Source organism: Nocardioides sp., from assembly GCF_050699375.1.
GTDB lineage: Bacteria > Actinomycetota > Actinomycetes > Propionibacteriales > Nocardioidaceae > Nocardioides.
The window spans coordinates 1-1,751 of the sequence record NZ_JBOHDN010000380.1 but is presented as its reverse complement, the minus strand read 5'-3'; the positions used below and the strand labels follow the sequence as shown (position 1 = coordinate 1,751).

Annotated in this window: 2 protein-coding genes; both read right to left on the bottom strand. The window is 69.6% G+C overall.

Annotated elements, in window-relative coordinates; translation table 11 throughout:
• Window positions 1–6: 6 nt before the first annotated feature.
• Window positions 7–375 carry a DUF3040 domain-containing protein gene (locus ACRDPS_RS24915; RefSeq protein WP_431504363.1) on the bottom strand — a complete coding sequence of 123 codons (369 nt, stop codon included), beginning with the start codon at window positions 373–375 and terminating at the stop codon, window positions 7–9.
• 129 nt (window positions 376–504) lie between these two features.
• Window positions 505–1,751 (bottom strand): DNA polymerase IV (gene dinB / locus ACRDPS_RS24910; protein ID WP_431504362.1); only part of this gene is annotated, 1,247 nt, incomplete at its 5' end.

The window sequence follows — 1,751 nt, the reverse complement described above, 5'->3', positions numbered from 1 at the left end:
TGTCGGTCAGACGTCGTTGTCGCGTCGGCGCTGCTTCCAGCGCTCGCTGGCCCGGTCGAGGAACGAGCTTCGCGGAACGTGCTCGCCCTCGTCCTCCTCGACCGATGCGGCGCCGCGCAGAGCGGTGAGCAGCACGGATGTCGAGGCCAGCATCACCAGGAAGCCGACCACCCCGACGATCCACATCCGCGAGATCACACCAGTCATCAACAGCGCGACTCCAGCGGCGAGCACGATGCCCGCGATGACCGCGTGTCGACGTTGGGCACGGCGTAGAGCCGTGCCTCGGAGGGCGGAGGCGAACTTCGGGTCCTCCGCCGAGAGCGCGCGCTCCATCTGCTCTAGCAGACGAAGCTCCTCTTCCGAGAGTGGCACCGTACCTCCCATGTCCTGTTGGGGCATCTCCAAGTCTAGGCTCGCCACGGTGAAGGCGGTAGTGAGCCCGGAAAATTCTTGCCCCTCGACGTTCTGTCGTACAGCACGACCTTAGCCCAGATCCGCCGATCAGCCGCCGTCGCGAGCCTCACCAGACGGGTGTGATCGCAAGGCGCCACCAGCGCGCAGCAGACTCGCTCGCCGCACGAGGTCGGATCCGAATCGCTCGGCGACCTTGTCCGCAGCGCGGTCCGCCTCGGACCAGCCGTGCTCGGGCTCGCCGAGGGCCAGCTGCCGGTCGGTCCCGTCGCGGGCGACCAGGTGCTCCACCCGGACCCCGACCAGGCGCAGGGCCCTCCCCCGAAGGTTCAGCCCGTCGTAGAGCTGGACCGCGATCGCGTGCACCTCCTGGGTGACATCGGTCGGATCGGGCAGCGTGCGGGAGCGGGAGATGGTCTTGAAGTCGGTGAAGCGGACCGTCAGCGCCACGGTGCGCCCGACGGTGCCTGCTCTCCTCATCCGCCTGGTGACGCGGGCCGAGAGCCGCAGCAGCTCTCGCAGGATGTCCTCACGGGCGCTCAGGTCGCGACCGAAGGTCTCCTGGGCACCGGTGGAGCGATCCGCGAGGTCCGGACCCAGCCGGCCGGTGAGCTCGCGCTGGTCGGTGCCGGTGGCCAGCCGATGCAGGTGGCCGCCGAGCCGCGGGCCGAGGATCTGGTGGAGCGTCGGGACCGGGGTGCGGGCGAGGTCGCCGACGGTCTCGAACCCGAGCTTGCGCAGGCGGCTTCGCGTGCTCGGCCCGACGCCGTAGAGCTCGCCGACGTCGAGGGGATGAAGGAAGCCGGGTACGTCCTGGGGTCGGACGACCACGACGCCGTCGGGCTTCGCCTTCCGGCTGCCGACCTTGGCCACGCTGGGAGTGGGCGCGACACCGACCGAGCAGGTGATCTTGAGCTCCTCGGCGATCTGGCGCCGGATCCGGTGCGCGATCTGCTCGGGACTCCCGAAGAGCCGGGTGGCACCGCGGACGTCAAGAAACGCCTCGTCGACACTGACCACCTCGACCAGCGGGGTGGCCCGGCGAAAGATCTCCCGGACCTGCCTGGACACCTCCGAGACCTCCCCGAAGTCGAGACGGACCGAGACCAGCTGCGGACAGAGCCGCCTCGCCATCGACCCCGGCATCGCGGCCCGCACCCCGTAGGCCCTGGCCGGGTAGTTGGCACACGTCACCACCCCACGCTCGTGCCCGCCGACGACGACCGGCTGGTTCCACAGGTCGGGGTGGTGGCGGATAGCCACAGAAGCGAAGAAGGCGTCCATGTCGACATGGAGGATGGGTTCGGGGAATGGCATGTGGGAGGTGTGAGGTGGGA